At 63.8% G+C, this 25,589-nt stretch carries 24 protein-coding genes; 15 read left to right on the plus strand and 9 right to left on the minus strand.

Features of this window, described 5'->3' with window-relative positions; genetic code table 11:
• Nucleotides 1-61 precede the first annotated feature (61 nt).
• A complete protein-coding gene (locus E4P09_RS17925; protein ID WP_137390997.1) occupies nucleotides 62-973 on the plus strand; it encodes a LysR family transcriptional regulator in 912 nt (303 codons plus the stop codon).
• 217 nt (nucleotides 974-1,190) lie between these two features.
• Nucleotides 1,191-1,574, plus strand: coding sequence for an aminotransferase-like domain-containing protein (locus E4P09_RS17930; protein WP_137390998.1), 384 nt, complete (start codon nucleotides 1,191-1,193; stop codon nucleotides 1,572-1,574).
• Between the two features lie 47 nt (nucleotides 1,575-1,621).
• On the opposite strand, the gene E4P09_RS17935 is transcribed toward E4P09_RS17930, so the two are convergent.
• On the minus strand, nucleotides 1,622-2,635 hold the full coding sequence (locus E4P09_RS17935) for a LacI family DNA-binding transcriptional regulator (protein ID WP_205042173.1): 1,014 nt from the start codon (nucleotides 2,633-2,635) through the stop codon (nucleotides 1,622-1,624).
• Nucleotides 2,636-2,804: 169 nt separating this feature from the next.
• Here E4P09_RS17935 and E4P09_RS17940 point away from each other — a divergent pair, with 169 nt between their 5' ends.
• The 9 genes from E4P09_RS17940 (at nucleotide 2,805) to E4P09_RS17980 (ending at nucleotide 13,748) form a co-directional block, all read left to right on the plus strand.
• On the plus strand, nucleotides 2,805-4,115 hold the full coding sequence (locus E4P09_RS17940; protein ID WP_137391000.1) for a M24 family metallopeptidase: 1,311 nt from the start codon (nucleotides 2,805-2,807) through the stop codon (nucleotides 4,113-4,115).
• A 19-nt stretch (nucleotides 4,116-4,134) separates the two neighbouring features.
• Entirely contained in the window at nucleotides 4,135-5,175 is a 1,041-nt protein-coding gene (locus E4P09_RS17945) for a thiamine pyrophosphate-dependent dehydrogenase E1 component subunit alpha (RefSeq protein WP_137391001.1), read from the plus strand.
• The gene (locus E4P09_RS17950; RefSeq protein ID WP_137391002.1) at nucleotides 5,163-6,140 is read left to right on the plus strand and encodes an alpha-ketoacid dehydrogenase subunit beta; all 978 of its coding nucleotides are present in this window, start codon (nucleotides 5,163-5,165) and stop codon (nucleotides 6,138-6,140) included. The genes E4P09_RS17945 and E4P09_RS17950 overlap by 13 nt, the downstream gene beginning before the upstream one ends.
• 8 nt (nucleotides 6,141-6,148) lie before the next feature.
• Nucleotides 6,149-7,597 carry an NAD-dependent succinate-semialdehyde dehydrogenase gene (locus tag E4P09_RS17955; protein ID WP_137391003.1) on the plus strand — a complete coding sequence of 483 codons (1,449 nt, stop codon included), beginning with the start codon at nucleotides 6,149-6,151 and terminating at the stop codon, nucleotides 7,595-7,597.
• Between the two features lie 8 nt (nucleotides 7,598-7,605).
• Complete coding sequence (locus E4P09_RS17960) at nucleotides 7,606-8,916, plus strand: dihydrolipoamide acetyltransferase family protein (protein ID WP_170984485.1); 1,311 nt, start codon at nucleotides 7,606-7,608, stop codon at nucleotides 8,914-8,916.
• Between the two features lie 30 nt (nucleotides 8,917-8,946).
• Nucleotides 8,947-9,906, plus strand: coding sequence for an NAD(P)-dependent oxidoreductase (locus E4P09_RS17965; protein WP_137391005.1), 960 nt, complete (start codon nucleotides 8,947-8,949; stop codon nucleotides 9,904-9,906).
• A 143-nt stretch (nucleotides 9,907-10,049) separates the two neighbouring features.
• A complete protein-coding gene (locus E4P09_RS17970; RefSeq protein ID WP_170984486.1) occupies nucleotides 10,050-11,153 on the plus strand; it encodes an ABC transporter permease in 1,104 nt (367 codons plus the stop codon).
• A complete protein-coding gene (locus E4P09_RS17975) occupies nucleotides 11,150-12,214 on the plus strand; it encodes a sugar ABC transporter substrate-binding protein (protein ID WP_137391007.1) in 1,065 nt (354 codons plus the stop codon). Before E4P09_RS17970 ends, E4P09_RS17975 begins: the two co-directional genes overlap by 4 nt.
• A 31-nt stretch (nucleotides 12,215-12,245) precedes the next feature.
• Nucleotides 12,246-13,748, plus strand: a complete 1,503-nt coding sequence (locus E4P09_RS17980; protein WP_170984487.1) for a sugar ABC transporter ATP-binding protein — start codon at nucleotides 12,246-12,248, stop codon at nucleotides 13,746-13,748.
• Between the two features lie 54 nt (nucleotides 13,749-13,802).
• Here the strand turns inward: E4P09_RS17980 and E4P09_RS17985 are convergent, their stop codons facing one another.
• From E4P09_RS17985 to E4P09_RS18005, 5 genes are all read right to left on the minus strand, one after another.
• The gene (locus E4P09_RS17985; protein WP_170984488.1) at nucleotides 13,803-14,711 is read right to left on the minus strand and encodes a sugar ABC transporter substrate-binding protein; all 909 of its coding nucleotides are present in this window, start codon (nucleotides 14,709-14,711) and stop codon (nucleotides 13,803-13,805) included.
• Between the two features lie 63 nt (nucleotides 14,712-14,774).
• Nucleotides 14,775-15,755 carry an ABC transporter permease gene (locus E4P09_RS17990; protein ID WP_205042175.1) on the minus strand — a complete coding sequence of 327 codons (981 nt, stop codon included), beginning with the start codon at nucleotides 15,753-15,755 and terminating at the stop codon, nucleotides 14,775-14,777.
• An 11-nt stretch (nucleotides 15,756-15,766) separates the two neighbouring features.
• Entirely contained in the window at nucleotides 15,767-16,729 is a 963-nt protein-coding gene (locus E4P09_RS17995; protein WP_137391010.1) for an ABC transporter permease, read from the minus strand.
• A complete protein-coding gene (locus E4P09_RS18000; protein WP_137391011.1) occupies nucleotides 16,716-18,311 on the minus strand; it encodes a sugar ABC transporter ATP-binding protein in 1,596 nt (531 codons plus the stop codon). The genes E4P09_RS17995 and E4P09_RS18000 overlap by 14 nt, the downstream gene beginning before the upstream one ends.
• Entirely contained in the window at nucleotides 18,308-18,643 is a 336-nt protein-coding gene (locus tag E4P09_RS18005; protein ID WP_170984489.1) for a DoxX family protein, read from the minus strand. The genes E4P09_RS18000 and E4P09_RS18005 overlap by 4 nt, the downstream gene beginning before the upstream one ends.
• Nucleotides 18,644-18,848: 205 nt before the next feature.
• On the opposite strand from E4P09_RS18005, the gene E4P09_RS18010 reads away from it, so the two are divergent.
• Nucleotides 18,849-19,187 (plus strand): YciI family protein, encoded by a 339-nt coding sequence (locus E4P09_RS18010; protein WP_137391013.1) that lies wholly within the window; start codon nucleotides 18,849-18,851, stop codon nucleotides 19,185-19,187.
• Nucleotides 19,188-19,279: 92 nt separating this feature from the next.
• Here E4P09_RS18010 and E4P09_RS18015 read toward each other — a convergent pair whose 3' ends face one another.
• Nucleotides 19,280-19,639 (minus strand): putative quinol monooxygenase, encoded by a 360-nt coding sequence (locus E4P09_RS18015; protein WP_137391014.1) that lies wholly within the window; start codon nucleotides 19,637-19,639, stop codon nucleotides 19,280-19,282.
• Between the two features lie 7 nt (nucleotides 19,640-19,646).
• On the minus strand, nucleotides 19,647-21,008 hold the full coding sequence (locus E4P09_RS18020) for an amidohydrolase family protein (RefSeq protein WP_137391015.1): 1,362 nt from the start codon (nucleotides 21,006-21,008) through the stop codon (nucleotides 19,647-19,649).
• Between the two features lie 132 nt (nucleotides 21,009-21,140).
• Here E4P09_RS18020 and E4P09_RS18025 point away from each other — a divergent pair, with 132 nt between their 5' ends.
• From E4P09_RS18025 to E4P09_RS18035, 3 genes are all read left to right on the plus strand, one after another.
• Complete coding sequence (locus E4P09_RS18025) at nucleotides 21,141-21,938, plus strand: AraC family transcriptional regulator (RefSeq protein ID WP_137391016.1); 798 nt, start codon at nucleotides 21,141-21,143, stop codon at nucleotides 21,936-21,938.
• 83 nt (nucleotides 21,939-22,021) lie between these two features.
• A complete protein-coding gene (locus E4P09_RS18030) occupies nucleotides 22,022-23,857 on the plus strand; it encodes an adenine deaminase C-terminal domain-containing protein (protein ID WP_137391017.1) in 1,836 nt (611 codons plus the stop codon).
• Between the two features lie 30 nt (nucleotides 23,858-23,887).
• The gene (locus tag E4P09_RS18035; protein ID WP_137391018.1) at nucleotides 23,888-24,217 is read left to right on the plus strand and encodes a hypothetical protein; all 330 of its coding nucleotides are present in this window, start codon (nucleotides 23,888-23,890) and stop codon (nucleotides 24,215-24,217) included.
• A 179-nt stretch (nucleotides 24,218-24,396) separates the two neighbouring features.
• Here the strand turns inward: E4P09_RS18035 and E4P09_RS18040 are convergent, their stop codons facing one another.
• Nucleotides 24,397-25,563, minus strand: coding sequence for an MFS transporter (locus E4P09_RS18040; RefSeq protein ID WP_137391019.1), 1,167 nt, complete (start codon nucleotides 25,561-25,563; stop codon nucleotides 24,397-24,399).
• Between the last annotated feature and the right edge of the window lie 26 nt (nucleotides 25,564-25,589).

The following is a 25,589-nucleotide window of genomic DNA, read 5'->3' on the forward strand; positions in this document are numbered from 1 at the left end:
CTATTCGAGAATGCTATATTGTGTTATCAATTGATGCCTTCTTCTTATAAATGGGCCGCTCATGCAGCGTGTCACGCTCAGACAGATTGAAAGCTTCATCGCTGTCGCGGAGACCGGCAACTTCTCGCGGGCGTCGCGTAGACTGGGGATTGCCCAGCCGGCGCTGTCCCTCGCCATAAAGGAACTTGAAGCCGAATTGGGGTTGCGGCTGTTCGATCGAACCACACGAAAGGTGCAGTTGACCGAAGCAGGTAGCGAGTTTTTCGCGTCCGCTGCGCCGATCATGGAAAGTCTTCAGCTGGCACTGGCCAATATGAGCAACTTGGCGCAGCTCAGGCGTGGGCGCATCAAGGTGGCAGCGCCGCCACTCCTCGCGTCGGCGATCTTGCCCTTGGCGTTGGCCAAATTCCGGCGCGAGCATCCAGGAATCACCGTTGAAGTTCTGGATGTCGACACGGGAAAAATCGTGGAAAGCGTCACGGCGGGCACCGTCGACTGCGGGCTAGGCACTTTTTCCCCGGAAGAGCGCGAGGTCACACGCAAGGTCCTGGCGCGAGATAAGCTACTTCTATTCTGCCCGAAGGATCACGGGCTGGCCGAGCAGCCCCTTGTTCGATGGGAGCAGCTTGCAGGGTTTCCGCTTGTGACCTTGACCCGCAACAGCGCCATCCGCCTACTTGTTGAGATAGGGTTCGAAACGGCGGGCGTTGCCGCCAAGCCATCATACGAAGTCTCTCACATCACAACAGCCCTGGCGTTCGTAGGCGCAGGGGTTGGCATCAGCGTTCTGCCGACCTACGCCTTGACTGCGGTTCAAGACCGATCGCTCAAAGGGGTTCCGCTGGTTGAACCGGAAATGAGCAGGGAGATCGCATTGATCTGGGCGAGCGGCCGTTCGCTGTCGCCCGCGCTTGCAAAGTTCTCAGAATATATCGCAAAAGCATCAAGATCTCTTATGCCGGAGGAACGATAGAGTTGTCGAAAACAGTTGCCGGCCCGCTATGCACTGATGGAAGCTTTTCATCTAACGACTCCCCGCTTCCTTTCCTATGGCGGGCCTCTGCAACTTCTCAGCCCGACATACGGTGTGTTGTTCCGGATGCGGTTCCGCCGGTGGGTCGCGTGATCATCGGCTTTGTGCCTTCATAGTGCATCCGCCCACGCTCTCCCAGGCAGCTCTTGCGGACTTCATGGAGGAAGGTCATTTCGGCCGCCATCTCCGCCGCATGCGCGTGCTTTATGGCGAGCGGGCGCAAACGCTGAAGGATGCGGTCGGTCGCTATCTCGGCGGTGTGCTTTCGGCTCCGGAACCACAAGCGGGAATGCACATGGTGGGCTGGCTTCCCGAGAACATGGATGACCGGCAGGTCGCCTCCGCTGCCGCGCTGGAAGGAATCGAAGCCAGGCCACTGTCGCTCTATGGAATGGAGCCTCTCAAGCCGGGGCTGGTCCTCGGCTTCGCGACCGTGCCGGCCTCCGAGACGAACGAAGGCGTCATCAAGCTCGCACGCGCCATCGAAACAGTGCTGCGAGCACGAGGTGGCCGCCCAGCGCTCTGCGCGGAACCACACTAAGTTATTGCTTCGCTCGAAAATGCTCAACGACACGCAGACAGCCGGCGTCAGGCTCGAGATGAGGCCGGCGCGGTCGATGACCTGATCACAAGCTCGACCGGCAGCACCGCATGCTCCGGTGGAACCTCCTGGCCGATCATGCGCTGAAGCATCATTCCGGCGGCATGGCCCATCTTGTATTGCTGGATGCGCACCGTGGTGAGCGACGGCTGGATCCGGTCCATCATCGGCATATCGTTATAGCCGGTGACGGACATGTCCTGAGGGCACCTGATACCATGGCGCGCCAGCGCCGCGATCGCGCCGACTGCAAGCCGATCATTGGCGCAGACAACCGCGCTGAAATCGTCGCCGCCCGCCAGCAGTTCCTCGACACAGCGCTCGCCCTCCGCTTCGTTATAGGCTTCTGCGAAGGCCACCAGATGAGCGCGGGACGAAAGCCCCATCGCCGCCCGATGGTGCTCGAACGCGGCAAAACGCTCTGCGCCGGTCGAAAGCACCTGCGGCCCGGCAATCATGGCGATGTTCTTGTGACCGAGCGAGACAAGGTGGGTCAGCACGCGCCGAATGCCCTCGTATTCATCATGCACTACAGAGGAGACAGTATCCTTCTCGACCCGGCGGTTGACCGTAACGATAGGCACCCCATCCGCCAGCGCGCGGTCCAGAGCGTCGTCCTCCCGTTCCACGCTCGCAAGCACGAGCCCGTCCACGCCGCGGCCGAGAAACATATCGACCAGGCTGCGTTCACGGTCGCGATTGCCGTCCGTGTTGCCGACGATTGCCATGTAGCCGCCCGCCAGAAGCGCATCCTCGATGCCGCGGATGATTGGAGGAAAGATGGCGTTGGTAATGTCTGGAATGACCACGCCGATCGTCCGGGTGCGGTTGGTCCGCAGCGAATAAGCCGCAATATTCTGCCGGTAGTCCAACTCCCGGCTTGCCTTCAGAATCTTCTCCACGACCTTGGGGTTGATGAGGTGCCGAGTGTTGCTGTCGAGCGCCCGTGAGACCGTCGACACGTGAACGCCGACCGTCTGGGCGATTTCTTTCAGCGTCACGCGCTTCCTGGGACGGCTCTCAGTTTTAGCAGTCCTCATTGGACCTCCAGATCGCAATCGATTTCCAATTCTCCCATACACTGAATCCAACCAACCCTCCAGTTGGATTTGCACTTGACGGCGCGACGCCTTAGTGGTGTAAATGCAAACGATTGCAAAAGAGGGTTCCATGGACAGCAGGGTTATAGAGCCGCGGCACATCCGCGAAGGCGAAGTCGAAACGCCATCCACTCATTGGAACTGGGGGCGCGCAATTCCCGCGCCTGGCCACATGGGGGTGGACTTCGAAACCCGGGTCGATTTCCGCAGGCTGCAGGCCTACCGCCTCGCCCGCGCGCGACGGGCTCTGAAGATGTCGAACTGCGGCGCTCTCCTGCTCTTCGACGTCAACAACATTCGCTACGTCACCTCGACCAAGATCGGTGAATGGGAGCGCGACAAGTTCTGCCGTTTTGCGCTCCTTGCCGCCGATGGCGACCCGATTTTGTGGGACTTCGGCTCGGCCGCCGTCCACCACCGCCTGTACTGCGATTGGATGCCGGTGGAAAATTTCCGCGCCGGCATGCTCGGCATGCGCGGCACTGTTCCGCCCGATGTCGGGCTCATGCGCAAGCATGCCCGCGAGATCGCAGCGCTTCTCCGCGACGCCGGAGTGGCCGACATGCCTGTCGGCGTCGATGTCGCCGAGGCGGCGATGTTCTTCGCGCTTCAGGAGGCGGGCATCAAGGTGGTGGACGGGCAGCAGATTATGCTGGATGCCCGCCAGATCAAGAATATCGACGAGATTATTCTGCTCAACCAGGCAGCCGCCATGGTCGATGGCGTCTACCACATGATTTATGAGGAGCTGAAGCCGGGTGTGCGCGAGAACGATATCGTCGCGCGCGCCAACAAGATGCTCTACGAAATGGGGTCGGATGACGTCGAGGCGATCAACGCCATATCGGGCGAGCGCTGCAATCCGCACCCGCACAATTTCACCGATCGGCTGTTGCGCCCCGGCGACCAGGCCTTTTTCGACATTCTTCAATCCTACCAGGGCTATCGCACCTGCTATTACCGCACCTTCAATGTCGGCCGGGCCACGCCCGACCAGCGCGATGCCTATGTGAAGTGTCGGGAATGGCTCGATGCGGCGATCGCGCTCATCAAGCCCGGCGTCTCGACAGATACCGTCGCCCGCGCCTGGCCAAGAGCGGAGGAATTCGGCTTCGGCTCCGAACTCGACGCCTTCGGCCTCCAGTTCGGCCACGGGCTCGGCCTCGCGCTGCACGAGCGGCCAATTATCTCCCGGCTCGTTTCGCTCGATAACCCCATGGAGATCAAGACCGGAATGGTGTTCGCGCTGGAGACCTATTGCCCGGCCAAGGATGGCTTTTCCGCCGCGCGCATTGAGGAGGAAGTGGTCGTGACCGACACGGGCTGCGAGGTCATCTCGCGCTTCCCCGCCGAAGAGCTGCCCATTGCCAATGCCTACTGAGCGGTTGCGGGAGGAAACCATGTCTGCACGGAAGGGAACGGCGGCGCAGGTCATGCCGGAGGCAGTTCTGGCCAATGATGACATCGGGTTGGCCACGCGGCTCAAGCTCTATCGTATGCAGGTCGAGATGCGCGATTTCGAGAAACGCGCCTACGACCTGTTCCTGCAGAATCTGGTGAAGGGCACCAGCCACCTTTCCCTCGGGCAGGAGGCCATTGCCGCCGGTTTTGGCGCGGCCATGCGGAAGGATGACAAGTCGTTCTGTACCTATCGAGGCCACGCGCACACGCTCGCGCGTGGCGTGCCGCCCGAGTCGGTGCTTGGCGAGCTCATGCAGCGCGACAACGGGCTGATGCGCGGCAAGGGCGGCTCCATGCATCTGACCTCGGTAGAGCACGGGGTTCTCGGCTCCTACGCGATCATCGGCGCGCATCTCTGCATCGCCAATGGGTCGGCTTGGCGCGCCCAGTATCTGGGAGAGGATGACGTCTCGGTCTGCTTCTTCGGCGACGGCACCACCAATATCGGCGCGTTCCACGAGGCTCTCAATTTTGCCGCCGTGTGGTCGCTGCCGGTGATCTTCGTCTGCGAGAACAACCTTTACATGGAATACACGCCAATCGCCGATGTGACCCCCGTCGAGCATCCGGCCGCCGACCGCGCCAGCGCGTACGGCCTGCCGTCGATCGTCATCGATGGCAACGATGCCGACATAGTCTATCGCACGGCGCGCGCAGCGCTCGACAAGGCACGCGCCGGCAGCGGGCCGTCGCTCATCGAATGCAAAACCTATCGGCACTCGGGCCACTCCCGCGCCGACCCGGCGAAATATCGGCCGGAAGGCGAGCTCGAACGTTGGCTGGAGCGCGATCCCGTCAAGATCTATCGCGCCCGGCTGCTGGAGTTCGGCGTGAGCGAGGATGAAATCGCGCGCATAGAGCAGGAGTCGCGGCGGCTCGTCAATGCGGCAACGGAAGCCTGCAAAGCGGCCCCGCCGCCGCCGGCCGAGCTTCTCACGACCGATGTCTATGCCGATGGGGTCTGGTCATGGCGGAACTGACCTACCGGGATGCGGTGGCTCACGCCATCGCACAGGAGATGGAGCGCGACGATCGTGTTGTCTTCCTTGGCGAGGATGTCGGCAAGGCGGGCGGTGTCTTCAAGGCGACGGTCGGCCTTCACGAAAAGTTCGGGCCGAAGCGCGTGCGCGATACGCCGATTTCAGAGCAGGCGATCTTGGGGGCCGCCATGGGCGCGGCAATGACCGGGCTGCGGCCCATCGCCGAGATCATGTTCTCGGATTTCCTCGCCGTCTGCTGGGATTTCGTCGCCAATGAGTTTCCGAAGCTGCGCTACATGACGGCTGGCCAGCTGTCCTGCCCGTTGGTGGTGCGCACCGGCAATGGCGCGGGTTCGCGCTTCGGTGCCCAGCATTCCCAATCGGTCGAAAACTGGGCGATGATGATCCCGGGCTTGAAAGTCGTGGCGCCGTCGAGCCCTCGAGACGTGGTGGGCCTGTTCGCGGCTGCCGTGCGCGATCCCGATCCCGTCATCTTCTTCGAGCACAAGTCGCTTTATGCGGCCAAAGGAGAGGTCCCCGACGGGGAGATCGTCGATACTCTCGGCACCGCGAAGGTGGTGCGGTCCGGCCAGGATGCCACGATCCTTGCCCTCGCGCTGATGGTGTCACGTGCCATTGCCGCCGCCGAGATGCTCGCCGCGCGGCACGGTATCGACGCTGAGGTGATCGACGTCCGCTCCCTGGTGCCGCTCGACACCCAAACCATTCTTGGTTCGGTCGCGCGCACCGGCCGACTGTTCACGGTGGAGGAGAATCCGCGGCTGTGCGGCTGGGGGGCGGAAATAGCCTCCATCGTGGCGGACGAGGCCTTCTTTGATCTCGACGGCCCGGTGGTGCGGATCACGACGCCGCACATTCCGCTGCCGGCGGCCGACAATCTCGAAGATCTCGCTCTCCCGACCGTCGACCGCATTGTCGAGCGCGTGCTGCGCGCCATGACGTGAGGCCTCTTATGCTGCAGGACATCAGCGTTTCCCGGACCGACCTCTACATTGACGGCAGCTGGGTGCCCGCGCGGGGAGGCGAGCGTTTCGAGGTGTTCGATCCCGCAACCGAAGCAGTGCTGGCCTCGGTGGCGAGCGCGACGGTGGAGGACGGGCGCGCCGCCCTCGATGCGGCGGAGAGAGCCGCGGCAGGTTGGGCGGCTAAGAAGCCGCGCGAACGCGGAGAGATCCTGCGGCGCGCCTACGACATCATCATGCGCGAGCAGGAGCGCCTGGCCCGGCTGGTCACGCTCGAAAACGGCAAGGCGCTGCCCGACTCCATGAGCGAGATTGCCTATGCGGCCGAGTTCTTCCGCTGGTTTGCCGAGGAAGCGGTGCGCAATATCGGCTGTGTCTCCCGGGCACCCTCCAGCGGCGCACGCATCCTGGTTCAGCACAGGTCGGCCGGCATCGCGCTGCTCGTCACGCCCTGGAACTATCCGGCTGCGATGGGCACGCGCAAGATTGCGCCGGCGCTGGCGGCGGGCTGCACCGTGGTGGTGAAGCCTGCATCGGAAACACCGCTCACCATGCTGGCGCTGATGCCGCTGCTTGAGGAAGCGGGCGTGCCGCCGGGCGTCGTCAATGTCATCCCTACGCGCCGCTCCGCCGCAGTGGTGAACAGCCTGCTCGGCGATCCGCGGATTCGTGTGGTGTCCTTTACTGGCTCCACCCAGGTGGGGCGGCAGCTGCTGCGCGCAGCGGTGGAAACGGTGGTTACCCCGGCGATGGAACTGGGCGGCAATGCGCCCTTCATCGTCTGCGCGGACGCCGACCTCGAACCGGCCGTAGACGGCGCCATGCTCGCCAAGATGCGCAATCTGGGCGAGGCCTGCACGGCGGCCAACCGGTTCTACGTTCATTCGAGCCTGCATGATCGCTTTGCGGCAGCAATGGGCCGGCGCATGGCCGCGCTCACGGTCGGCAATGGTCTGACGCCCGGCGTGGACGTGGGCGCGCTCATCAATAGGGCCGCCCGCGACAAGGTGGCGGCGCTGGTGGAGGATGCGTTGGCCAAGGGCGCCCGCCTGGTGACCGGCGGCGCCGTTCCCGAAGGACGCGGCTATTTCTACTCACCGACAGTGTTGGCCGGCGTCCCGGACGATGCCGACTGCCTGCAGGAGGAGGTGTTCGGCCCGGTTGCCGTAATCCAGCGCTTCGAGGACGAGCGGGAAGTGATCGCCAAGGCCAATGCCACGGAATATGGCCTGGCGGCCTATGTCTACACCCGAGACCTCAAGCGCGGCCTCGCGCTGTGCGAGCAGCTTGAATTCGGCATGGTCGGCTTGAATCGCGGGCTGGTCTCCGATCCTGCGGCACCGTTCGGCGGCATGAAGCAGTCGGGCATCGGGCGCGAAGGTGCCCACGAGGGGCTCATGGAGTTCCTCGAAACCCAATATGTCTCCGTCGAATGGTGAGCCCGGCCATGGAAGTGATCATGCCGCAGCTCGGCGAGACCGTCGCCGAGGGAAGGATCGAAGCCTGGTTCAAGCAGCCTGGCGATGAGGTGCGCGAGGGTGAGCCCCTGTTCGTGATCGAAACCGACAAGGTTTCGATGGAGGTCCAGGCCCTCGCATCTGGGAAGCTCAGCGAGATTCGTGTACCGGCAGGCGCGAGCGCTCCGGTCGGCGCCATTGTCGCGGTGATTGGCGCAACGCAGGACGGCTCCTCGTCGGAGCCGGCGAATGCAGCCGTGGCCGCTCTGGCCCCGGCGGGGAACGGATCGACGCAAAGCTCCACGCTGGACCCGTATTTCGAGGTCCGCACACCGGCGCCTATCGCGATTGCGCGTGGCGCCAATGGCTTGCCTATAACCCCGCTTGCCCGGCGCAGGCTGGCAGAGACAGGGATTGCGGTGGAGCGCGTGGCGGCAGATGTTGCAGCTGCCGGCCGCCGTCGCATCACCCGCGCGGATGTCGAGCGAGCCTTGCGCGCGCCTGCGGAAGCGGAGATCGCTGTAGCGCCGGTATCGGCGCCTGCCCCTCCGCCCGTTGTTGCAAGGGCGGTCGAACAGCCGGCACCGCGAACCGGCGCTTTTGATGTTCTCGAACTGAACCGCATCCGCCGGAAGGCGGGAGAGCATCTGGCGCAGGCCTGGCGGGAGATCCCTCATGTCACGCAGGGCGTCGAAGTCAATTTCCAGCGGGTGGAGAGGGCGCGTGCGGCGCTCAATGCCGACCGCCGGGGAGGCGAGGCGAAGCTGACCTTCCTTCCCTTCATCGCCCGGGCGGTCTGCCTCGCCATTCGCGACTACCCGCAAGTGAACGCGACCCTCAACGGGGAAAGCCTCCACGTCCACCGTCGCGTGAACCTGGGAATCGCCGTGGATCTCGATCATGACGGGCTGGTCGTGCCGGTCGTCAGGGACGCGGACAGCATGACCGTGCGCGGCCTCGCTCGCGCTATCCAGGATCTCAACGACCGTGCCCGCACCGGGCGACTGTCGGCTGACGATCTTGCCGGCGCCACCTACTCGATCTCGAACTCGGGAACCTTCGGCACCCTGTTCACGACACCCATCATCAACCCGCCGCAGGTAGCGATCCTCTCCACGGACGGGATCAGCAAACGACCGGTCGTCATAGAGGATCCGGAGGGTGATCGCCTGAGCATCGCGCGGGTCGGAATCCTGGCCCAGTCCTTCGATCATCGCGCCTTCGACGGCGCCTATTCCGCAGCCTTCCTGCGCAAGCTCCGGCAGATCATCGAGATGCGGGACTGGCTTGCCGAGGCTTGAGTTTCAATCTGTCCATGAAGAGGAATCATCATGAGTAAGTCGACGCTGAGCGCGGGTTGGATCGGTCTTGGGCGCATGGGCTTCCCCATGGCCGAGCGACTCATCAAGGCCGGCTTCAAGCTATCCGTCTGGAACCGGACGAAGTCGAAAGCCGAGCCGCTCGCCGCCTTGGGTGCCGAGCTCGTGGACCGGCCGAGCGATCTCGCCGGCGTCGACGTGCTGTTCACCATGGTGTCGACCGGCGACGACCTGGAGCAGGTCTATTTCGGGTCGGTCGGCGTGGCGACCGGAACCAGGCGCCCACCTATCTTCGTTGACTGCTCCTCGATCGGCGTCGAACAGAGCGATGTCATCCGCTCTCGTCTCCACGCATTGGGCTCGCAATTCCTGGTGGCGCCGGTCAGCGGCAACGGCAAATGCGTCAAGGCCGGTAAGCTCAGCCAGGTCGTATCGGGCCCTCGCGACGTCTATGAGAAGGTGCTGCCCTTCCTCGAGACCATTGCTGGCAACGGCGTCGCCTATGTAGGGGAGGGCGATCTCGCCCGCATCTGCAAGATCGCGCATAACGTATTCTTGGGCGTGATCATCGAAAACCTGGCAGAGATCACCATCCTCGCCGAGCGGGCCGGGGTGCCACGCCACGCCTTCCTGGAGTTCATCAACAATTCGGTGATGGGCTCGATCTTCACCCGCTACAAGACGCCTGCGCTGGTCAATCTCGATTGGACGACTACCTTTACCGTTCCACTCCTGCGCAAGGACATGGATCTCGGCCTGGAACTCGGGCGGGAGCTGGGGGTGGCGCTGCCGGTCACCGCGGCCACCCGCGAGGCGATCCAGGCGCATTTCGGAACGGCGGCACTCCAGTCGGATCCCGAAGCCTATTTGGCCAAGGACTTCGCAGCGCTTTTGGAGACGGTCGCCTTGCATGCTGGCCATAAACTGGTGAGCGAGAACAAGCCGCTCAAGACAGGGCTGGAGGTGGATTAGGCCCCCGACGCGTGCGAGCGCATCTCCGAATTGAAAGGGCTGGACAAGGAGATGCGCTTATGCAAACGTTTGCTAAAACAAAACGCGCCACCGGACCAGGGAGAAGCGCAGGGCCGGAAACGGCAGAGGGAGGAGCCAAATTCATGTCAGACGTCGACAGAGCCGGTAAACATGACGGCTTGCTGCTTGGTGCAAGGAGCAAGCCCGCGTCTGCCGCCCGGAGACCGGCGATCTGGTCCGTTGCCTCCACCGAGCTTCAGGTCCTGTTTGCGGCAGTGTTCCTGTTCGGCCTCTTTGCCTTTCTCTATCCCGATAGCTTCGCCACCGAAGGCACCATGCGCAACATGGTCCGCGTCGCCGGAATCCTCCTGGTGGTGGGCATCGGCCAGAGCTTTGCGCTGATCGTCGGCGGCTTCGATATCTCGGTCGGCTCGAATATGGGGCTGGTGAGTGTTCTGGTGGCTTTGCTCGCCGTTTCAGGAACACCGGTTCCAACGGCGATCCTCGTCGGGATTGCCACCGGTGCGCTGATCGGCCTGGTAAACGGCCTGCTGATTGCCAAGCTCAACATAACGCCGTTCGTGACCACGCTCGGCATGCTCACCTTTCTTCGCGGCCTGGCGGATGAGCTGGGCAATGGCGGCTCGATCGTCGGCCTGCCTGCCGAGCTGTCGTTCTTCGGGCGCGCGAACTGGGGATTTCTGCCCTCGGCCGGGGCCATCGCATTCATCGCATTTGCCATCGCCTGGTTCATCCTCAACCGCACACGAGCCGGCCTCTACATCTTCTCGATCGGCGGCAGCCGCGAGACCTGCCGCCTGGCGGGGGTGCCGGTGACCCGATACGAAATCCTCGCCTATACCTGCTGCGGAGCTTTCGCTGGGCTCGCCGGCGTCATGCTGACCGCACGCGTAGCAGTGGGCCAGGCCAATATCGGCCAGGGCTTCGATTTGCTCTCCATCGCCACCGCCGTCATCGGCGGCGTGGCGATCGGCGGGGGCAGCGGCCGGCTGTCGGGCGTGCTTCTGGGCGTGCTGCTGCTGACCATTCTCACCACCGGCCTCGACATCGCCGGCATCAACACCTTCTACCAGCAAATGGTGACGGGCCTCGTGCTGATCTGTGCGGTGCTGGTGGCCCAGGCCCGCAATCCGCAGCTTCTGAAGCGGTTGCTCCGCCTTCGCGGTGAAACGCCGAAGGCCATGGATCCCAATGTGCTCAACCTCGAACGCGGGGAGCTGAAATGACTTCTGCATATGCATGCGCAAGGCCGATCCTTGCAGGCTTTCTGGCCGGACTGCTGTCCACCGCCATCCCCTCCGCGGTGCAGGCGCAAGTGGCCCCCGAGATGAAGCCCATGGAGTGCGACGCCATCCTGACCGTCAACGACCTCGCCGGCATTTCCGCGCCAAAGGCCAAGGAGAGGTACAACATCGTCGTCTCCGTGCCGTCTCTCGCCAATCCCTACATCATGGCGCTGGTCTATGGAGCATACCGGGCGGCGGAAGATGCGGGCGTAGACGTCAGGGTGAGCTCCGGCTCCGGCATGATGAACTCGGCGGCGCAAATTCGCCAGCTGGAGAACGCCTTGAGCCGTAAGACCGACGCGCTTCTCATCAACCCGGCTGATCCGGCGGGGCTTGCCACCATCATCGACGAGACGGTGGATGGAGGCACGCCGGTCTTCGACGTCGGCACCCTGTCGAGCAGCGCCAAGTCGCGGAAGATCGTTCAGGACGATTTCGCCGTCGGGCAGTTCGCGGTGCAGACGCTCGCAAAATATCTTCCCAACGGTGGACAGGGTATCGTGCTCGGCGGTCCCGCGAACGCGGTCTGGGCGCAGCGGCGTGTCGCCGGCTTTCAGGAAGAGATCAAGAAACACCCGAACATGGCGCTCAATGCGGTGGCCCATTCCGACAGCACGCCGACCGAGGGGCTGCAGAAGTTCCAGAACGCTGCCCAGGCACATCCGCAGGTCGACTGGATCTATACCGTCTTCAGCCTTCTGCTACCGCCCACGGCCATTCCGCCGGAACATCAGAACGCGGTCTATGTCGGCTCGAGCTATGACGCGATCATGGTCGATGCCGTGAAGAACGGTAGAGCGGCGGCGGCGCTGGCCGACTTTCCCATCGCCGTGGGCTATGTGGGTGTCGCCCAAGCCGTCCAGGTGCTGAACGGTGACGATACGGTCGTCCGAGGCACCTGCATCCCGGCCGGCGCCGTATCGAAGGAGAACGTCGCCGATCCGGTCTGGGAGCGATTCAACACCGTGCCGGATGGGTGGACCATTCCAACGAGCCAGTGATGGACGAGATCAGGGCGCACAGGATATCCCGATGAGCGATCCGGTCGCGTTGAGAGTCAGGAACGTCACCAAGCGCTTTCCGGGCGTGATCGCGCTGGACCGGGTCGCCTTCGACCTCCAATGCGGCGAGATCCACGCGCTTCTCGGCGAGAACGGCGCCGGTAAGTCGACACTGCTGAAAATTCTGACCGGCATCTATCAGCCGGATGAGGGAAACCTCGTCATCCGTGGCAGAAGCGGATGGTTCGCCACGCCTGCGGAAGCTTATGCCGCCGGCGTCACGATCGTGCCGCAAGACGTCTTGATGGTTCCACGGCTTTCCATCGGCCGTAACGTGCTATTGGGGGTGGAGAAAGGGCAGGCGAGACGCGGCAGGCTGAGTGATTCGGAATACGGGCAGGTTGAGCGGGCCTTCGCCAAAATCGGGCTCGATGTCGGCCCGGAGGCCATAGCCGGCACGCTCAGCGTACCGCAGCTGCGCCTTGCGCAAATAGCCCGGTGCTTGCTGAAACCCGGCGAGATCGTCATTCTCGACGAGCCCACGGCGGCACTCTCGGAGCCGGATGCGGCACATCTCCTGGAAAACCTGCAAGCCCTACGCCGTGAAGGGAAGGCCATCATCTATGTGACTCATCGCTTGTCCGAGGTCATCCAGATCGCCGATCGCGCGACTATTCTGCGCGACGGGCGGGTGGCGGGCCAGTTCAGCCGGCCCCTGGAGCGGGCACGGCTGGTGGAAGCGATGACGAAGTCCACATCCAGGTCGGCGTCCGCGCCGCCCGTTTCTGTTTCGATGGCAGTAGCCTCTGCCAGCCTGAAGGTGGATGGTTTGAGCGTCGACCGCTGGGTCGAGGGCGTGAGCTTTGAGGCACGCCCTGGGTCGATCGTCGGCATTGCTGGCGTGCAAGGCTCCGGCCATGGACAGCTGCTCTGGGCCATCGCAAATGCGCTTCCGCGCAAATCGGGCACGGTTCAGCTCGCAGGATCTAATGGCCATGGCGCGTCCGTCGTCGACACGTACCGGGCGGGCATCGTGCTCGTGCCCGCAGACAGGCGCAATGCCGCGATCGTGCCGCGCCGCTCCATCGCGGACAACATCGCCATCAGCGGCCGCGCGTTCCATGAGCGGGGTGGGCTTGGCCTGCGCAGCCGAGCGGCCGAAGCAGCGCTCGCCCGTGAATATATCGACCGTTTCGACATCAGGCCGCGCGATATCTCCGCCAGAGCCGGTTTTCTGAGTGGTGGCAATCAGCAGAAGGTGGCAATTGCCCGGGCGGTCGCCTCCAAGCCCCGCGTGCTCCTGATCGAGGAGCCGACCCAGGGGGTCGACATCGGTGCCAAGGCGGAAATCCACGCTCTCTTGCGGCAGATTGCGGCGGAGACCGGCTGCATCGTGATCGTCGCAAGTTCGGAGTTCGAGGAATTGATCGCGCTCTGCGCCACGATCCATGTGATGCGTCTCGGCCGCCTGGTCCACAGCTGCCCCAGCGGATCGGCCACCTATCGCGACATTCTTGAGCACGCGTTGCCGTAGCGCAGCCGAGACGAGGCACCCGTACGATAGCACAGGTGCCTCACGTGTTTCAGTTCACGAAGCATACTCGGCGAGAGTTGGACATTCACGCTTGTCCATCGGCACCAGCCATTCATCCACGTTCGCCGCGGTGATCAGGGCGCCAGGCAGAATGACTTCCTTGGGCACCTGTTCTCCGCGCACGGAGCGCAGGCCCAGCTCCATGGCAATGCATGCCATTTTGAAGCCGCTGAACTCGGCGATGGCGAGAATCTTGCCGTCTTTCACCGCCTGCGCGCCTTCCGTCGTGCCGTCTATGCTCACGACCCGCGTGCCTTTGCGACCAGCGGCTTCCAGCGCTTCCACCGCCGCAACGCCCATATTGTCGCTCGCCGCGATCACGCCATCGATCTGCGGATGCTGCTGCATCAGGTTCTCCATCACTTGAAGCGCTTCGAGCCTGTTGTAGTTGGCGGGTTGAGAAGCGAGAACCTTGATATCCGGAAATTCTGCGGCCGCCTTGTTGAAGCCGATCACGCGGTTGTCCGAGGTGGAATTCCCCTTGATGCCCTCGAGGATCACCACATTGCCTTTGCCACCGAGTGCTTCGAACAGGGTCTTGGCGATTGTGTGATCGTTGAAGTTCACGACGGGGATGCCCGATTTGATGATCGACCGGATCAGCGGCAGCTGCGAATTCGGGTTTAGCGGCATGAACAGCACGAGGTCCGGCCGCGAAACCAGAACGTCTTCAAGCTGGCTCATAGCTTCGGCCAGATTGTTCGGCTTGATCGGCACGTAATGGACGACCTTTGCGTCCATCTTCGCAGCCATTGTGTCGGCGCCGATGCGGGCGGATTCGAAATGTTCATCCACCTGGTTGAGGCGAAACACCGCCACTGCTTCCCCCTCCGCTCGGGCGGGCAGCGTTAGGCCCAACCCAACGGCTGCCGCTATCGCGGCGGCGATCCAAGAACGCTTCATGGTTTTCCTCCTTTGATGCGCCGAAACCATTACCGCCGCGGCGCGTAACCGGCGGCCCCGAACTCAGTCCCGCTGTGGCCTGTTGATCAGGCCGTCGATGCTGATGGCGAGGATGATGGTGGCGCCCGTCACCAATGGATGCCAGGCCGCCCCGATATTGAAGAGATTGAGCCCGTTGATGACGAGCGTCAGGATGATGGCGCCCAGGGCGGTCTGGACCATTCCGCCTGCGCCGCCAAACAGCGATGTGCCGCCGACGAGAACCGCGGCAAAGGCCGGAAGCAGCAGGGGATCGCCGACCCCTGCGTCTGCCGCGTTGACCCGCCCGAGATAAACCAGGGCGGCAAAGCCCGCGCTTGCGCCGCTCAGGAGATAGAGCAATATCCGCCGGGCGCGCATCGGAATGCCGGAAAGCTCGGCAGCGGAGGCATTGGCGCCGATGAAATAGACCTGCCGGCCGAAGCTGGTGAAGGCGAGCACCGCGCCACCGAGCGCCATGAGCGCCAACATGATCACCACCGGCACCGGCAGTCCCAGCACATAGCCTGTGCCGAGAAAGCGCAGCGCTGGCGGGAAGCCGTAGATCGCCTGGCCGTGCATGAAGGTGTAGGTGACGCCCTGTGCGATCCACAGCACGCCATAGGTTGCCAGGAACGGCGGGATCCTCAGCACAGTGATGAGAAGCCCATTGATAAGGCCGATGGCGCTTCCACAGGCAAGAGCGGTGGCGATCGCGGCCGGTACGGAACCTGTCGTCTTCACGACAGCCGCCGCCAGGCAGGCAGAGAGCGCCAGGTTCGCGCCGATGGAAAGATCAAGGCCGCCGCCGATGATCACGAAAGTGAGGCCCGCCGCGATGATGAACAGCAGCGAAGCCTGCCGCAGGACGTTGAGAACGTTCTCCGTCGAGGCAAATCCGTCCGTGCCCAGGGAAAGGACTGCCGCCAGGATAGCGATCAGCAGAAGGCGCTGGAGGATCACCGCACCAGCCCCTTCCAGCGCGACGATACTAGGCATGGATGCGGTGTTTTGCGTGAACGACATGGCGGATCTCCTCAGCCGTCGAGGCGTGCGCGGTCAAACAGCAGGATGAGGATGACAAGCACGCCGACCGACGCGACCTGCAGTGAGGGCTCGATCGCAAGCAGGCTCATGCCGTTGCGCAGAACGGTGATCGCCGCGACCCCGAGGACCGTGCCGAACAGCCAACCGCGACCGCGCTCGAACGATGTGCCGCCCAGAACCACCGCAGCTATCGCATCGAACTCCGTGCCGAGGGTGACGGTGGGGTGGGCCGAAGCCATCCGGCCGACAAGGAGCAGGGCCGATGCCGCGACGGTCACGCTCGCGATCACATAGACTAGCACGTGGATGAGATCGGCCCGGACACCCGCAAGGCGCAGCGCATCCTTGTTGCCGCCGAGGGCGAACACGTAAGACCCGAAGGCGGTGCGATAAAGCAGCAGGTGGAAAGCCACATAGGCGGCCAGCGCCACCACGACCGGCGCAGGGATTCCCAGGACGCGCGACCAATAAAAGTCCGGAAGCGGGCTTTCGAAGCCGGCCACGACATTGCCGCCCGAGAGCACGAGCGCGGCGCCATGAGCGAGCCCCAGCGTGCCGAGGGTGACCACGAATGTGGGCAGGCCGAAGCGCCCGATCAGAAGCCCGTTGATGGCGCCGATGATGAGACCCGCAAGCAGCGCAGCACCCGCGGCGGCGGGGACTCCCCAGCCGGAGAGCAGGACCAGCCCGACAATGACGCCGGCGAGGCTCAGCATCGCTCCCGCTGAAAGATCCAGGCCTTCCGTGAGGATCACCAGCGTCATCGGCAGGGCCACCATCAGCAGCATCGAGCCCTGCAGGCCGAGATTGGTCATATTCGACAGGGAAAGGAACCGCGGTTCGATCACCGCGATGACGACGGCCATCACCGGAATCAGCAGGGCGGCGCCCGGAATGGTCCGGCGTTGCCGCCAAGCTGAGCTGAGTGTCCTTGTGGTTTCAACGGCGGTCATCGCTCATCACCAGATCGAGAATCGCCTTTTCCGTGAGGGCATTTCCCTCGAGGTGCCCGACAACCGTGCCTTCGCGCATGACATAGGCCCGGTGGGCAAGCTGGATCAGCTCCGGCAGATCGGAGGTGACGAGCAGGACGGCGCCACCCTTTTCCACCACGTCGCGGATCAGGCCGTAGACCTCGTATTTCGCGCCGATGTCGATGCCGCGTGTCGGCTCGTCCAGGAGCAGGAGGCGCGACCCCGCCGCGAGCCATTTCCCGAACACGACCTTTTGCTGGTTACCGCCGCTCAGTGTGGTCGCGGCTTGGCTCGGACCCGAAGCCTTGATGCCGAGCAGTCGGATCATCTCGCGCGCCCTGTCGGCCACCGCCATGGGGGGAAGGTATCCGAACGTCGACATCAGCCGGTGTGAGGAGGCGATCAGGTTATCGGCAAGCGGGAGCGAGAGGGCCAGCCCCTGTCGCTTGCGGTCCTCGGGCACGAAACCGATGCCATTCGCGATGGCGGCGACCGGAGACGGCGAGATCTTGCGGCCCGCGACCCGGATCTCCCCTGCCTCGAGGCGGTCCACGCCGAAGATTGCGCGCAGCACCTCCGTGCGCCCCGAACCGACGAGGCCGGCCAGGGCGACGACCTCGCCCGACCGGACCGTCAATGCATCGACCCTGACCGCCGAGGTCTGCAAGCCGGACGCCTCAAGCAGCGTCTGATCCGGCCGATGCGTGATCCTGGGCGGCGCGGCTTCGAGCGAACGGCCGATCATGAGCGTGACGAGTTCGTCGATGCTCTTTTCGTGCCGGCGCCAGGAGCCTACGCCTTTTCCATCCCGCAGCACGGTGATGCGGTCGGCCAGGCGCTGCACCTCGCGCATCCGGTGCGAGATGTAGACGATGGCACATCCCTGGGTCCGCAGCCTTTCCAGCGCCTCGAACAGGATCTCCGCTTCCCGCTCCGAGATCGCGGCGGTCGGCTCGTCCAGGATGAGCACATGCGCCTGTTTGGCCAGCGCCTTGGCAATTTCGACCATCTGCTGCTGGGCGACGGTGAGCTGCGAGACCTTGCGTCGCGGATCATAGTTGAGATTGAGGCGCTTCAGCGCTTTCGCCGCAGCCTGGTAAAGTGCGTTCAGATTGAGAAACCCGCCTCTCGAGAACAGCTTTTCGCGCCCCAAGAAAATGTTCCGACCGATATCGAGGGAAGGAACCAGCGAGAACTCCTGGTAGATGACCGCGATACCATACGCGATCGCGTCAGAAGGGCTGGCCATCGAGACCTGGCGGCCCCCGACCAGAATTTCCCCGGACTCCACACGATGGGCGCCGGCGAGCACCTTGATCAGCGTCGACTTGCCTGCGCCGTTCTGGCCCAGCAGCACGTGGATTTCCCCCGGCCTGATCTCGATCGAGACATCGGAGAGGGCGCGCACGCCCCGGAACGATTTGGTCGCGCTGCGAAGCTCAAGGGCAGGGGGGCTCGCCGCATCGGGACTGCGGTTTTGTGGGGCCGCTGCTGGCCGCTCTTCAATGTAAAAACGATTGCAGAGGTGGCTATCCGGCGCAATGACGATGCTCTCCCTCATACGATGCCCCCCACGTCGAGGCCAATGAGCGCGGCGAGCGAAAGCAGGATCGCAGGATATTCCATCTCCCGCCACGCGCGTTGGCGCGCCAGAGTGCCGACGGCGCCGATGAGGCATATCCCGGCAATAGCGACGCCGATCCCGCGGGTGGGTGAATACAGGAGCAGGGCCGCCGCCGTTAGTTCTGCCAGCCCGACTGTGGTGAGCATCCACTTGGGGTATCCGAAGCTTTCGAAGGCCCGCCGCGCGAAATCTGCGCCCGCGGTGTTCGCGGATCCGTGGATCAGCAGCGCGGCAGCAACGATCCAGCAAAGGCCATCGGCCAGGGTCATCGGCATTCCTCCCACCAGTGGCGGCCCACACCTTGCCGGCGTAGTAGCGCGCCGGACCGCGCGGCAGACATTCGTCCTGTTATCGCGATCCGTCGGCAGAGTGACATCTTTCGCAAACGATTGCAAGACCGATTCCCTTGTGCGATGCTGCGTGTCACCGGCAGTCCCGAGGACTCCAATTCATATGACTTCCGAGGAGCGTTCCATGGATCAGGTCCCCAACATCTTCATCTGCGTCAGCGAATATCTTCGGCCGCTGGAGGAGGTGGATCAGCACCTCCCTGCGCATATCGAGTGGATCGAGGAGATGGAAAGGCGCGGCCTGATGATCGCGGGAGGGCGCAGGGTGCCGCCCGTTGGGGGCGTGCATATTCTTGCCGGCTCCAGCAAGCAGGAGATCCGCGATCTGCTTGCGACTGATCCGTTTGAGGTCAATGGGATGGCGGCCTATTGGGTCTTTGAGTTCGCGCTTCCGCCCGGAGACGGGAAGAGCCGCCTTATGCAATATTACCTGAGCGAGGCATTCGGCCGGCCGAAGGGGTAGGCTCGGATCGTCGGCAAATTAGCAGAAAGAGAAAGGACCGGTCGCGACCGGTCCTTTCAATCCAGTGCCCACAGGACCGGGCATGGCTGGTCCTAGCGATCCGTGGGCTCCTGACCGTAACGGTCAAATCCGGGCCCGGCGAAGAACACATAATCCTCCCTGAGCGGCTCCCAGAACTGCATGGTGCGCGGCGCCCTGAGAATATCCTTCAGCCTCGCCTCGTATTCGGCCCGGTACGACCGCTTCATCTGCACGTCGAGAAATTCGGCGCGATCGGCCCAGATCTCGAACAGCATGAACCGGTCGGGATCCTCCGGATCGCGGTTGAGGATCGTGTTGATGAAGGTCGGCTCGCTGCGCATGGCGTCGAGCACCGGCGTCACGATCCGCAGGTACTCGCCGCCCATGCCCGGCAGCACATGATTGGTCACGACAACGGCAAAATGCTTCATGGTCTTGTCAGGCAGCCTCCTTGAGCAGTCCGATATCCATGAGGATCCTGCGGCCGGACTCCAGAAGCTTCTCCTGCTTGGCGCGAAGGCCGGGGAACAGCATCGCCCCATCGCGCTTCACGAACTTACCCGCCACGAGCACAGTATCGACATTGGCCAAGCTCGCCTGGAGAACAACGCTGCTGACCGGCGAGTGAACGGGATGCAAGTTGAGGTCAGTGGTGCGGATCAGCGTGATATCCGCTTGCTTGCCTGGTGCAAGGCTGCCGATCTGATCCGCCTTGCCCATCATCTTCGCCCCGTTGATCGTGGCCCATTCCAGCGCCTCATAGCAGGTGATCGTCGTCGTGGCCGGCAAGGGCTCGCCGCGGGCCAGGGCGGCCAGATTGTCGAGGTTCCGCTGCACGTTCATGGTCACGCGCATGGTGGAGAACATGTCACCCGCAACCGCCGGCTCCACATCGGAGCCTATCGAGAGAGCCGATCCAAGCGCCCGCAGCTTGCCCGTGATGGGATTGCCAAAGCCCATCTGCAGCTCCACGTCCGCTGTCACGCTGAAGCTTGCGCCGGCCCCGACGAGCGCCTTGATGAGCGCGTCATCAAAATTGTTCGCATGCACGATATTGGTGCGCTGATCGATGAGCCCGAGCGCGATGAGCTGTTCGAACGTGCCGGGCGACATGAGGGGTGCGCCGCCCGTATGGGCGCTGGCGATCAGGCCGTATTCGCGGGCCAGCTTGAAATCCTCAACGCAAACGTCGTGAACCGAGTATTGGGGGCCGAGAACCGCAAGCCCCATGGTGACAAGTCGCGTATCGGAGGCCATTCGCCCCTTCCGCAGGCGTTCCACCTCGGCCCGCGGCATGGGCATTTCGCTGAAGTGCTTTTGGCCGGGCTTTGGGTTCGGCTTGGGCGAGCCGTGCAGGAAGAGCGCCCGCGCGCCAGACTCCTCGAGCCCGTCTATCGCCGCGTCCGTATGATCCGGCGTAGGATTGTTGTGGCACCAGTCCACAAGTGTGGTGATGCCCGCGTTGAGCTTGGAGAGTGCGCCGACCAGATTGGCGATATAGATGTCCTCGGGGCGGAAATAGGTGGCAAGGCCGCGATGCATGGCGCGCATATATTCCGCCACGGTCCAATCCCCGGCCACACCGCGCAGTCCCGTCTGCCAGGTGTGGACGTGAGAGTCGATCAGTCCCGGCATCACGATGAAGTCCGCGGCGTCGATCACCGCGGCATCGCCGCCGTCGACCGACGGCCCGATCGCGGCAATCTTGTCGTCGACCACCAAAAGATCGCCACGGGCGCCCGCCTCGTAACGGGATTCCATCGTGATCAACCGGCCGCCCTTGATCAGAATCTTCGACATAATGCCCTCCCACGATCCCGCCAAACGGGATTGGCGGCGGCCTACGCACGGTCGCCATTCTGGTGATGATATTGACTCCCCACCCTCAAAGCTGCCATTCGAAACTCTGCCAATTTCTTTCGAGAAACTGCCATGGATTTCAGCTATCCCCTTTCTCCCGATCCGGATGAAGCCCAGTCGCCTGTGGTGGGGTGGCACCATGATTCCGTGGAGGCCAAGATCTTCCCGCCGCATCGGCATCGCCGCGCGCAACTGATGCATGTCACATCGGGCATCGTTGTGGTGGAGGTGGAAAACGGCCGCTGGGTGGTTCCGCCGGTCCGCGCCTTGTGGATCCCCGCGGGGATCACCCACAGCGCGCGCTATCCGCGCGGCGTGGCCATGCGGCATCTCTACCTCGAGATGAGTACCTTCGAGCAGGAGATGCCCGCGCATTGCGCGCTTCTGCAGCTCGACGGCCTGACCAAGGAGCTTATCAAGGCCGTGGCGGAACAGCCCTGGGAGGCCGGCCTGTCCGGCCCGGGGGCGCGGCTGATTGCGGTTCTGATCGACCGGCTGGCGCAGTCGGCGCGCAGCGACCTCTATCTGCCCACGGGCCAAGACCGGCGCGTGCGCCGTGTCATGGATGCGCTGATGCAAGACCCATCCGATCAGCGCTCTCTCAGGGAAATTGCGAAGAATGCCTCGGCCAGCGAGAGAACCCTGGCGCGCTTGTTCAAGGACGACACGGGCCTGACCTTCGGCGACTGGCGCCAGCAGCTTCGCCTGCATCTGGCCATCGAGCGGCTCGCATCCGGCGATAGCATCGCCCAGGTGGCCTTCGACCTCGGCTATGGCTCGCCGAGCAGCTTCACCACGATGTTCCGGAAGGCGCTCGGTGTCCCGCCCGCCCGCTATATCAAAGGGGCGAGCGCCGACGGTCTGGCGTGAGCGCATTTGGTCGTGCAAACGATTGCAGATCGCGTTAGGTTCTGTTAAGGTCCTCGGATCAGTGGTGTTGGAGGTGGAGACAAATGGCGCATCAGCACGGGGGCAAGGTGGCCGAGGTCGCGGAGCGCCGTCGCGCGGCCGATGCAGCGGCGGGCCGGGTAGCGGCAGATATAGTGCTTTCTGGCGGACGGATCGTCGACGTGCTGTCCGGCCGTCTTCTGCCGGGAGACTTGGCCATCGCCGGCGCCCGGATCGCCGCGATCGGCGATGTCACCCACTGCATCGGACCGACCACAGAGAAGATCGACTACGCCGGCCGCTTTATACTCCCCGGATTTATCGACCCCCATTTCCATACCGGCTTTTCGCAGGTCACTATCGAACGCTTGGCTGAACTCATCGTGCCTCAGGGCACGGTCGCTCTAAGCACCTGCTTCTATGAGTCGGCCGCCATCGGGGGCCTGCGCGCCGTCGAGGAGCAGCTGGAGCGCGCCAAAGGCACCGGTCTCGATGTTCTTCTGTCTCCGTTCCATGCCTCGGCGCTCAACCTCGGCGAGTTCGGCTGCACCCGCCGTTTCAGCTTGGAAGACATGAAAGCGCTGCTCGATCGGCCGGAATGTGTGGAACTGCGCGAGTGGAGCGACGCTGTGCGCCAGCTGCCCGTGCCGGGAATTGCGGAAACCTGGGAGCACGCGATCCGGCGTGGGCATGTCATTGGCGGCCACCTGGAAGGGCTCTCGGGGGCGGCGCTTCAGGCCGCTGCCGCGCAGGGTGTCTGCTCCGACCATGAGGCCATCACGCCGGAAGAAGCGCTGGAGCGGGTCAAGCTCGGCATTTACGTGCAAATGCGCGAAGGCTCGTCCACTCAGGATATGGTGCGCCTGCTTCCGGCCATCACCGAGCAGGGCGCCAATCCCGCCCTGTTCAGCGTCTGCAGCGACGAGCAGGAGCTGCATGATCTGGCCGATGACGGGCACCTCGACGGCAAGCTGCGCACACTGGTGCGGCACGGCCTCGCTCCCATCGATGCGGTGCGGCTGGTCACCCTGAACGCCGCCCGCAGCCTGGGCGTTGAGCGCGACTATGGCGCGGTGACGCCGGGTCGCTTCGCCTCCCTTGTGGTCGTGGACAATCTCGCGGACTTCAACGTCCTTGCCACTTTTGCAAAAGGCAAGCTCGCCGCCAGGGATGGTCAATACCTGCTGGAGCGCAGCACGAGGCCTTATCCGGAGGCCTTCACGGGCACGGTGAAGCTCGGCCGAACCTTCCGCGCGGAAGACTTTGCGCTCCCGATCAAGGACGGTGCCGCCCGTCTTCGGGCCATTCATATGCGCCCAAGCTATCTCGAGACCCGCGAGCTGCACCTGGATCTAGAGATTGCGCGAGGCTCGGTGGTCGGCGGTCCGGCCAGAGATATCGCCAAGCTCGCCGTGGCCGACCGCCATGAGGCGAGCGGACGCCTTTCCGTTGCGTTGACGCACGGCTTCGGCGTCCGCCGCGGCGCCTTCGCCGCGACCATCAATGCAGGCATCATGAACCTGTTCGTCATGGGGGTGGACGATGCCGACATGGCGCTCGCCGCCAATCGCATTGCCGAGCTCGACGGCGGCATTGTGGTCGTCGAGGGCGGGGAGGTTGTCGCCGAACTGCCCATGCCGGTGCTCGGCATACTCTCGCATGCACCGCTGGAGGACTCGCTGGCCGCCATGCGCGGGGTTGCCAATGCGCTCAAGACGCGCATCGGCTCCCCGCACAAGGGCCTGGTGCCCATGGCGGGCTTCGCTTGCCTGGCGGTCAGCATCCCCGAGCTGAAGCTCACCGACCGTGGTCTCGTGAGGGTGGAGCGAAGCGGCGCCCGGCGATACGTGCCGCTTTTGGTGGGCGACGCACCCGCTTCGCACGCGCTCCAAGCCGTTTGAAACAAGCCAGCGAGGATGGGGGGTGAGCCCATGGTCATGACAGTGGAAATGGCGCGGTTCGTGGTGAAGCCGGGGGCGGAAGCGGCGATGCTCTCAGAGCGGCCGGCCATGCTCGAGGCGGCGCGCAAGCATTTTCCTGCCCATCGCGACGCCTATCTCTGCAAGCTCGATGACGGCACCTGGATCGACATCGTCCTCTGGAGCGACCGCCAACAGGCGGAAGAGGCGGCCGAGGGGTTCTATCGCTATCCCGAGATAAACACCTGGTTCCGGCACGTCGAACGGATGATCGGCTTCGAATATGCCGATGTCGAGCAGATCTCCTACCCCGAAAACCCGGACCGAGAAGCGCAGCGCTAGACTAGCTACATCACTCGGGCTTTCGTTGTGAGCCCTGGACCGCAGGGTCAAGCCCGCGGTGACGTAGCCCGCTACAGTGACGGCAAGAAACCGTCGTCGTCCGGCTAGACCGGGCCGCGCTGGCTATGTTCCCCCATTGGCCAACGCGAACGCGACCCGGCACGAGGCGGGCGCCGCGATCAGAGTCGCCGTCTCTCCGCCAGCAGAAACACCGCCAGCAGGCAGCACAGGAGCCCGAGGAACCAGGGCAGCCCCTGATGCCCGATCAGTTGCATCGCCAATCCTGCCGCGGGCGAGCTCACGATGCCGCCGATCCCCCACACGAACGCAAAGGCCGCATTCCCGGCGATCAGGGCTTGACCGGTGAAACGCTCGCCGAGCTGGATCAGCGACATGGTGTAGAGCCCGAACGAGACCCCGCCCCATAGGAAAATGAGCGGCCAGATGAGCCACGTGTTGAAGATCGACTGCAGCAGCGCGCAGCCGGCCAGCGAAGCCAGGGCGCAGAACAGCATGATCCGCATCGAGCCGAACCGTTCGGCCAAGCGCCCGAGCAGAATCTGCAGCACCGCATTGCCTGCGATGAAGCATGTGATGAGCGAGGCGATGCGCTCCTCGGCGCTGCCGAGTGCTGTGCCGTAGACTGCGATCAAGGAAAGCAGGCTCTGCTCGAAAGCGGCGGCGGTGAAGACCGCCAACAGGAGCAGCGGCGCCAGGGCGAGGAAGCCGCCGACCGAAATTGCCTCCCCCTGCTGCGGCATGCTCGGCAGGCGCGGCACCACCGCGAGCACGATCAGGCCGCAGAGAAGGAAGGCTGCGATGCCGATCATGAAGGGCGGCCAACCCTGCGTGCCCACCAGGCCGAGCGACAGCGGGCCGATGGCGAAGCCGCCCGAAACGATCGATGAATAGAGGCCCATGATGCGGCCCCGGCGTGGCGCGGGCGTGATCGAGATCAGCCAGGTTTCGCTGATCACGTAGAGCGGATTGGCGAAGAAGCCGAGCAGGAAGCGCAGCGGCATCCAGGCCCACACGTCCTGCCGCCAGGCAATCGCGATCAGGGTGAGCACGGCCATCATCGAACACAGGATCGCAAGCCGCGCCCCGCCCACGCGCCGCGCCAGCGCCGGAACGAAGAGCGCGGATACGACGAAGCCCAGCGGCGTCATCGCCGCCGACAAGCCGATCAGCCCGGGCACTATTGCCTGCCGCTCCAGGATGAAGCTGAGCAGTGGATAGGTGAGCCCCTGCGCCACCGCGAACACGCTGACGGTCGCGATGATGCCGGCCATCGCGCCCCATGGCATCCGATCCTCGCGCGGTGATGGGGTGCTTTCGGCCGTCATGCGGAAACAGGGCTGGTTTGAGGTCC

Source organism: Rhodoligotrophos defluvii (assembly GCF_005281615.1).
GTDB lineage: Bacteria > Pseudomonadota > Alphaproteobacteria > Rhizobiales > Im1 > Rhodoligotrophos > Rhodoligotrophos defluvii.